The organism is Flavobacterium sp., assembly GCF_044361065.1.
Classification (GTDB): Bacteria; Bacteroidota; Bacteroidia; order Flavobacteriales; family Flavobacteriaceae; genus Flavobacterium.
The window spans coordinates 1-8,556 of the sequence record NZ_JBIKJI010000091.1; the positions used below are offsets into that span (position 1 = coordinate 1).

Sequence of the window (8,556 nt, forward strand, 5' to 3'; positions counted from 1 at the left end):
AAAATTAAATATCCAACAGAATTACGAGGACAATTATATATTCCGTCTTTAAATTGGCTACTATGGGCAGGTTGTATTTTTATTGTACTTTACTTTGAAAAAGCGGCTGCAATGGAAGCGGCATATGGTTTGGCAATTGTTTTAACAATGTTAATGACAACTACATTGCTAAATTTTTATATGATAATAAAAAGATATAATAGAACCTTTATTTGGGTAATTGTAATTACATATTTGATTATAGAATTGGCCTTTTTATATGCTTGTATGCATAAATTTGGCGAAGGTGGATACATTACTTTAATTATTGCATTTGTATTATTTGCCGTAATGACATGTTGGTATTTTGCAAGAAAAATTAGAAACAGATTTGTAGAATTTGTGAAATTAGATAAATATTTACCTGTTTTAGAAGATTTGAGTAGAGATGAATCAATTGCAAAATATGCTACAAATTTAGTCTATTTAACAAGTGCGGATAACCGATACGAAATTGAATCGAAAATTATTTACTCTATTATTAATAATAGTCCGAAGCGTGCTGATATTTATTGGTTTGCTCACGTACATGTTGTAGATGAACCGTATACGATGGAATACAGAGTTTGTGAATTTATTCATGATGATGTCATTCGTGTTGATTTTAGATTAGGATTTAGAGTCGCACCAAAATTTAATAAAATGTTTGCTCAAGTTGTAAAAGACATGCAAAAAAGGGGAGAAGTAGATTTAACAAGTAGATATACTTCTTTACATAAACACAAAATTATTAGTGATTTTAGATTTGTATTAATAGAAAAATTCATGTCCTATGACAACGCTTTGCCCTTCTATGAAAAACTGATTTTAGACGGCTATAATGTATTGAAAAAATTAGGCTTATCGGAAGAAAAAGCATTTGGTTTAGATCCTGGATCGGTAACTATAGAAAAGTTTCCACTTAAAATTTCAGAGACGAAAGCATTAAAATTAACAAGAATAGATTAAATATAAAAAAAGCCAGAATTTTAGTTCTGGCTTTTTTTATTTTATATTACTTTCTTAATCACTCTTAGTTTGTGAGTATGTCTTCCGGTATCTACATTATAAATACCTAAATGGTCAATTCTGTCAATTCTAACTTTTCCTGAAGCGTGAATAATATGATTGTTTTCCATCATAATTCCAACATGAATTATATTTCCTTCATCATTATCAAAAAAAGCTAAATCCCCAGGCTCACTTTCTTCAATAAAACTTAATGCTTCTCCTTGAATAGCTTGTTGTGAAGCATCTCTTGATAATTTATATCCATTTAATTTATACACCATTTGTGTAAAACCTGAACAATCAATTCCAAAAGGCGTTTTTCCACCCCATAAATAAGGGGCATTTAAATACAAGTATGCCGTTTTTAGAATATTATCTTTGGATTTTATGCCACATTCTTTAAGACCTTCAAATTGATAATTAGAAGTATTAATCTCGTTACTGTCTAAAAAGTTTAAACTACTACCTAATGGAATAGGCATAAGTTGATTTGTTTCAAAAGAAATAAAATCAATTAATTCGCCGTTTAAAACAGTTTCGGATTTTTCTAAAATAAGGTATTGGTTTTCTGTAATTTTTTGAAATTGTTTGGTGTCTATCCAACCTTCATAAGTATCGAATGTAGTTTGTATTTTCGTCCACTTAGGTGTAGATTCCGTAATCTTGAATGTATCGCCAAATAGCAATTGTGAAACCATTTCGCTTTTATCGCTGGCTTCACTTCTTATGGGTACAATTCCTAAATTACAAATTCCAAACATTTAGTTATAATTGATAATTAACAAGTGATAATTGAAAATCTTTTATCAATAGTTAATTTTAAAATTTATTATTTATGCTCTTTCAATAACAATTGCAGAAGCACCACCACCACCATTACAGATAGCTGCAGCACCAATTTTTGCATTGTTTTGCTCAAGTACATTAATTAATGTTACGATAATTCTTGCACCAGAACACCCTAATGGATGCCCTAATGAAACAGCACCTCCATTAACATTTATTTTATCATTATCTAATCCTAAAATTTTAGCATTTGCCAAACCTACAACAGAAAAAGCTTCATTAAACTCAAAAAAGTCAACATCTGAAAGGGTTATTCCAGCTTTGTCTAATGCTTTTGGTAATGCTTTTGCAGGCGCTGTTGTAAACCATTTAGGCTCCTGTGCCGCATCTGCGTATGATTTAATGAATGCTAAAGGTTTTAAACCTAATTCATTTGCTTTTTCTTCACTCATTAATACCAATGCAGCAGCACCGTCATTAATAGTTGAAGCATTTGCCGCAGTAACTGTTCCTTCTTTTGTAAAAACAGCTGCCAAAGTAGGTATACGATCTAATTTTACATTAGTGTATTCTTCGTCTTTAGAAACTATAATTGGATCTCCTTTTCTTTGTGGTACTTCCACAGGAACAATTTCGGCATCAAATTTACCAGTATCCCAAGCAGTAGCTGAACGTGTATACGATTGAATGGCAAAATTATCTTGCTCTTCACGAGAAATACTATGTTCTGTTGCACACAAATCAGCTGAAACACCCATAGCATTCCCATCATAAGCATCAATAAGCCCATCTTTTTGCATCCCATCCACAAAAGTTGTAGGCCCAAATTTTACACCATTTCTTAAATGTGCATAATGTGGAATTAAACTCATATTTTCCATACCTCCAGCTACAACAATTTCAGCATCTCCAACCATAATTGCTTGAGCGCCTTGCATTACTGCTTTCATTCCAGAAGCACAAACTTTATTTATAGTGGTGCATATTACTTCATTAGATAATCCAGCAAATAATGCAGCCTGACGTGCTGGTGCTTGACCATTACCAGCCTGAACCACATTACCCATTATTACTTCGTCTACTAAAGAAGGGTTTAAATTTATTTTATTTAAAGCACCTTTAATCGCTGCTGCTCCTAATTTAGTTGCAGGTACACTTGATAATGCACCCATAAAACTTCCAATTGGCGTTCTCACAGCGGATACAATTACTACTTTTTTATTCATTTTGTTTCAATTTTGTTTTGCGAAAGTAACAAAATTTTACGAAATTTTAAACAATTTATTGCTTTTTTAATGAGATATAACAGACATTCAAAAGAAAAAATGATTAGAAGTCCAATATGATTTTTTCTGTATGATGTTGATATTTAGCAGGTTTGTTTTAAATTTAAAAATTATACTATTTTTTAATTGGAAATAAAAGAATGTTATCCTATATTTGCAACCGCAAAAAAGGATAATTCTTTGCGGAATTAATAGGAGAGGTGCCGGAGTGGTAACGGAGCAGATTGCTAATCTGTCGACGGGTGACTGTCGCCAGGGTTCGAGTCCCTGTCTCTCCGCTTTTTTTCGGGGTGTAGCGTAGCCCGGTTATCGCGCCTGCTTTGGGAGCAGGAGGCCGCAGGTTCGAATCCTGCCACCCCGACAAAAATAGGCTAACTCGATAGAATCGGGACAAGCCCCCGACAACATTTGGTTGTCAAATACATAAAAATTTAGGTTGCGTAGCTCAGCTGGATAGAGCAACTCACTTCTAATGAGTAGGTCCCAGGTTCGAATCCTGGCGCGATCACAAAAAAACCTCGATAGAAATATCGAGGTTTTTTTTATTTGTTTTCTTCTTCTTCTTCTTCTTCTTCTTCTTCAGGAAATTCTCTATACGCATAATAGTGTAATACTTCTTCTAAAGCCATTTGTAACGCTTTGTTTATGTGAACATATGTATTTCCAAGACGAAAATCTATTTGAGATAAATTCATATAATAATCTGTAAAAACAGGAACATATAATCCGTTATTTATGGCTTCGTTTGCGGCGTTATATTTATTAGTTTGTTCGTCTTTTATAATTGAACAAGTTGCCAAACGAAGTTGTGCAAATTTATCTCTGGCGGCTCCATATCCAAATAATCTGCAAACTAAACCTCGGTATTTATAAGTACTACAACTTCCTAAATGTAAATTTATTTCTGAAGTTTGATTATAATTATAACAAATAGGGTTGGAGTGATTGTTTAGTTTTTCAAGTGTGTTTTCTGCTTCGCCAATTTTAAACAAATGAAATGCCCAAGGTAAAAACTCAAGAGGAGATGCTTCCATCGTGGGATTGGTACAACATTTTCCACAACCTGCGTTGCAGAATAAATGAGTTTTAGAGGTAAAAGTAGTTAATTCGGTTTCTAATTTATCGAATAACAATTCAATCTCTTGCACTTTTCTTTCAATTGACATTCTTTTTTTTGGCGAATTTACGTTTTAAAAAAGAATTGTCAAATCAATACACAGCAATAATGTAATGAATGCTATGCAATGTTTTTAAATCCATTCGGCAAAGGACGATAGGCGTAATATTGCAACACTTCTTCAATGGCATATTTTAATGCATTATTAATTGGTAAAATAATATTTCCTAAATGATAATCGATTTGAGATAAATTCATATAGTAATCCGTAAATATAGGCACAGGAAGTCCATTTTGAATCAGATTGGAAGCATTTTCGAAATTTTTAACTTGTTCCGTTTTAATAATTTTACAAGTGGCTAAACGCAACTGACCGTATTTGTCTTTAGTTGCTGCATAACCAAATAACCTACATATTAATCCGCGATAGGGATAATTACTACAACTTCCGTTTACTTTATCTAACAAGGTCAAGGGATTGTATATATGGCAAATAGTAGAAGTTTTTATTTCTAATTCGGCTAATACTTTTTCTGCATCGCCATTTAAAAAAATGTGAAATGCCCAGGGTAAAAATTCCAATGGTGAAGCTTCTATATCCAATTTCGTACAACATTTACCGCAACCTGAATTACAATGTAGTTTGGTTTCTGTTTGAAGTGAGTTGATTTCTAAATCTAATTTTCTAAATAATTGTTCTACAGCTGCAACCTTAATTTCAATGGACATATTTTTTTTACGAATGTACGCTTAATAATATCCGAAAAGAGTTGATATCCTATTTATTTCTAAAATAAAAAATCTCTAACTATAAAATAATTAGAGATTTAGAATATAATTTTAAAAACTAAATTAGTTCACAATAATTTTTTTAGTCAAATTTCCTTTTTCAGCGGTAATTTGTATAAAATAAAATCCTTGTGGTAAATTATTTATTTTATATGTGTTTTGGTTAAATATTGGCTTAATAACTTCTTTTACTATTTGACCATTAACATTAATTAAAGTAAGTTTCGAAATGCTTTCTTCTGTAGCAATTTCAATTTCATTATTATTTGTTGGGTTTGGGTATATTTGAACTGCTGAATCTGCTATGAAACTTTCAGATGATAAAAATACTGTTGGCCATCTGTTTTCAGCCGCAGGTCCACCCCAAATGACTGTTGCTAAATAAGGGTTATCAATAAATGGATTTCTATTTCCTTGCGCATAAGTGTTTGAAGTATTTCCAAGATAGTTATTTCTATTATCTTCATATTGAGATACAGGATCTTCAGCATTCCATTCTAAAAATAACTGCACCATATTACTATCGTTTGTTACAGTAGGAATACCTGATTGAGCAATACTTGTTGGTAAACATTGACTTCCGTATCTTAAATACATATACATCATCATCCTTGCAACATCACCTTTCCATTCATCTCCAGGATACCATAACAATCCACTTTCAAAAGAATTTCCTGAGCCATCAAAAAAACGGTCATTATCTCTATCTGCATTTCTTTTCTTATCACATGCTCTTAAATTATGAACATCAGCTCCAGGTCCAGATGTTCCTAACGCCGGAACTCCAGATGCTCTTGCATAAGTATGTTCTTTATTCCACAAACAAGGGTCAGCAGTTCCTGCATCTTCTAAAGATTTATCTCTTCTTCTATGGTCTTTATCATCAGATGATGAGGCTGGACATAGATTGTTGCTAAATCCATAAAGTAATAACAAATTTGTATTTGTTGCATCCGATGGATCTAAATCTACAGTCTCTATTGCTAGCTCAGCTTGCGCGTAAGTTAATGTAATTGTATGTGTTGTTGTAATTTTTGTCGCTAAAGCACTTTTTAAGTTGATGCCTGTTAATGTCCAGTTCATTCCATTATAATAAGGATTTGCTGGTGCTCCAGCTTGCCCAAAGCTTAACTGAGCAACTAAAAGTAAAAGTTGGTATTTCTTCATATTATGGGGTTTAATTGTTTCTTGTTAATAAAGCCATATAAAATCCGTCATATCCAGATTCGTGAGCTAAAACTTTTTTATCTTGTACAAATGTAAAATTCTTACCTATTTCTGTAGTTAAGAATTTTTTTACTTGTTCTTGGTTTTCAGATGGTAACACACTACAAGTAGCATATACTAATTTTCCTCCAGGTTTTACAATAGGAGCGTAGCTTTCTAAAACTTCCGCTTGAACTTTACGAATATTGTCTATAAATTCGGGTTTTAATTTCCATTTTGCATCTGGATTTCTTTTTAATACGCCCAATCCACTGCAAGGCGCATCAATAAGTACTCTATCGGCTTGACCGTGAAGTTTTTTTATCACTTTAGTCGTGTCAATTACGCGGTATTCAATATTATGAATTCCATTTCGTTTGGCACGAATTTTTAATTGTTTTAGTTTACTTTCATACAAATCCATAGCAATAATTTGCCCTTTGTTTTGCATTAAACAAGCCATATGTAATGTTTTTCCACCGGCACCAGCACAAGTATCAACTACTCGCATTCCAGGTTGAATGTCTAACATATGCGCTACCATTTGAGACGAGGCATCTTGTACTTCGAACAAACCATTTTTAAAAATGTCTGTCATAAATACGTTTGCTCTTTCCTCTAATTCTAAAGCTTCAGGATAATCAGGAAGTACTTTTGTATGAATATCTAATTGAAGTAATTCTTGTTTTAAAGCTTCTTTTGTTGTTCTGATGGTATTCGTACGTAAAATAACTTTCGCAGGTTCATTTTGAGCAGTAATTTCTTTAGACCAAATTGTTTCGCCTAATTCTTTAACACCTATTTCGTCTATCCAATCAGGAATAGATTCTTTAAACTTTCTATCTTTAGATAATTCATCAAATTTTCCTTTGATTCTTCTTACTGGTGTACCTTCAAAATACTTCCAATCTGGTAATGTATATCCTTTTAAAGTAGCCCAAACTGCAAACATTCTCCAGATACTATCTCTGTCAAATGGTTCTTTTTTAATTTCAGCTATTTCAGCATAAAGTCGTTTCCATCTAACAATATCATAAATGGTTTCAGCTACGAATTTTCTATCGCTGCTTCCCCATCTTTTATCTAATTTTAAGGCTCTGGCAACCACTTTATCAGCATATTCGCCTTCGTTAAAAATTGCCATTAAGGCGTCTATTACTGCAAAACTAATGTTTCTATGAAATCTCATGTATTATATATAAAAATGCCTGCAAAGATAACAATTAAAAACAAAAAAGCGTTGATTCACGCTATAAATAGCTCGTTTTAAACTAATATATTTCTAAAAATATAGTTATTTAAAGGTCGCCATTTTTTGAATAATTGTATATTAGCCTAAAATAAGTAGTTTATGAAATATTTATCCTTGTTTGTGTTTTTTGTTTTTTTATCTTGTAAATCAACATTTAAAGTTTTAGAAAGAAAAGATATTATTTTAGATTCTCTTTCTATTCGAGCTATTTACCCTACGATTAACGGAGTTTGGTTTGGAGGTACAAATAGTAAAGCAGGATTTATAAGTTTTCAAAATGAAGCTGAAACTAAAATCGTAAAATTACAGAAAGAAATTACAGATTTTAGAAGTATGGCCTATGCGAATAGTAGCATATATGTTTTAAATGCAGGAACTCCAGCAAATATGTTCGCATTAAATACTTTTGGAAATAGTGCTGCCTCAAATTTAATTTATACTGAAACTGGAGAAAAAGTATTTTATGACAGTATGTTTATAGATGCTAAAACAGGATTAGGAATAGTTATTGGAGATCCAACAGAAGATTGCTTATCAATTCTTTTGACTGAGAACTCAGGAAAAAATTGGCAGAAAATATCTTGTGATTTATTACCAAAAACAGTTGAAGGTGAAGCGGCTTTTGCGGCAAGTGATACCAATGTAAAAATTGTTGATGGCGTTATTTATATTATTTCTGGAGGAATAAAATCCAGGTTATTTATGAGTGAAGATAAAGGTAGTTCTTGGCAGGTTTTTGAAACACCAATTATACAAGGTCAAGCTATGACAGGTGCTTTTTCAATGGATTTTTATAACAAAAGAAAAGGAATTATTGTCGGCGGAAATTATGAAAATCAGAAAGATAATTCTATCAATAAAGCAATAACTAAAGATGGCGGAAAAACTTGGGAAATTGTATCAAAAGATAAAGCTTTTGGATATGCATCTTGTGTGCAATTTATGCCAAATAGTCGTGGTAAAGTACTATATACTTGTGGTACAACAGGTGTTTATTATTCTACTAATTTTGGAGAAAAGTGGACAAAAATTTTAGAAGATACCGATTTTTATACGCTACGTTTCAGTGGAAAAAACAATATATATTTAGC

At 32.0% G+C, this 8,556-nt stretch carries 8 protein-coding genes and 3 tRNA genes; 5 read left to right on the forward strand and 6 right to left on the reverse strand.

All coding sequences use genetic code 11. The features are described 5' to 3' along the window. The coding region (locus ACIQ11_RS06695; protein WP_396153913.1) for a KUP/HAK/KT family potassium transporter at nt 1–987 on the forward strand (987 nt) is incomplete at its 5' end. Nucleotides 988–1,028: 41 nt separating this feature from the next. On the opposite strand, the gene ACIQ11_RS06700 is transcribed toward ACIQ11_RS06695, so the two are convergent. After that, nucleotides 1,029–1,790: an NlpC/P60 family protein gene (locus ACIQ11_RS06700; RefSeq protein ID WP_396153914.1), complete on the reverse strand. Its 762-nt coding sequence runs from the start codon at nt 1,788–1,790 to the stop codon at nt 1,029–1,031. Nucleotides 1,791–1,862: 72 nt separating this feature from the next. Then, nucleotides 1,863–3,041, reverse strand: a complete 1,179-nt coding sequence (locus ACIQ11_RS06705) for an acetyl-CoA C-acyltransferase (RefSeq protein ID WP_396153915.1) — start codon at nt 3,039–3,041, stop codon at nt 1,863–1,865. A gap of 254 nt (nt 3,042–3,295) precedes the next feature. Here ACIQ11_RS06705 and ACIQ11_RS06710 point away from each other — a divergent pair. The 3 genes from ACIQ11_RS06710 (at nt 3,296) to ACIQ11_RS06720 (ending at nt 3,609) form a co-directional block, all read left to right on the forward strand. Beyond that, nucleotides 3,296–3,379 (forward strand) — tRNA-Ser (locus ACIQ11_RS06710). Nucleotides 3,380–3,387: 8 nt separating this feature from the next. Next, nucleotides 3,388–3,462, forward strand: a tRNA-Pro gene (locus tag ACIQ11_RS06715). 73 nt (nt 3,463–3,535) lie between these two features. Further along, nucleotides 3,536–3,609: transfer RNA gene (locus ACIQ11_RS06720), tRNA-Arg, on the forward strand. Between the two features lie 34 nt (nt 3,610–3,643). Here ACIQ11_RS06720 and ACIQ11_RS06725 read toward each other — a convergent pair. The 4 genes from ACIQ11_RS06725 to ACIQ11_RS06740 all read right to left on the reverse strand — a co-directional run bounded on the left by ACIQ11_RS06725 (nt 3,644) and on the right by ACIQ11_RS06740 (nt 7,402). After that, the gene (locus ACIQ11_RS06725; RefSeq protein WP_396153916.1) at nt 3,644–4,267 is read right to left on the reverse strand and encodes a YkgJ family cysteine cluster protein; all 624 of its coding nucleotides are present in this window, start codon (nt 4,265–4,267) and stop codon (nt 3,644–3,646) included. 71 nt (nt 4,268–4,338) lie between these two features. Next, the gene (locus ACIQ11_RS06730) at nt 4,339–4,947 is read right to left on the reverse strand and encodes a YkgJ family cysteine cluster protein (RefSeq protein WP_396153917.1); all 609 of its coding nucleotides are present in this window, start codon (nt 4,945–4,947) and stop codon (nt 4,339–4,341) included. 123 nt (nt 4,948–5,070) lie between these two features. Further along, the gene (locus ACIQ11_RS06735; RefSeq protein ID WP_396153918.1) at nt 5,071–6,174 is read right to left on the reverse strand and encodes an endonuclease; all 1,104 of its coding nucleotides are present in this window, start codon (nt 6,172–6,174) and stop codon (nt 5,071–5,073) included. Between the two features lie 10 nt (nt 6,175–6,184). Continuing rightward, on the reverse strand, nt 6,185–7,402 hold the full coding sequence (locus tag ACIQ11_RS06740) for an RsmB/NOP family class I SAM-dependent RNA methyltransferase (RefSeq protein ID WP_396153919.1): 1,218 nt from the start codon (nt 7,400–7,402) through the stop codon (nt 6,185–6,187). A gap of 162 nt (nt 7,403–7,564) precedes the next feature. On the opposite strand from ACIQ11_RS06740, the gene ACIQ11_RS06745 reads away from it, so the two are divergent. Next, the coding region (locus ACIQ11_RS06745; RefSeq protein WP_396153920.1) for a WD40/YVTN/BNR-like repeat-containing protein at nt 7,565–8,556 on the forward strand (992 nt) is incomplete at its 3' end.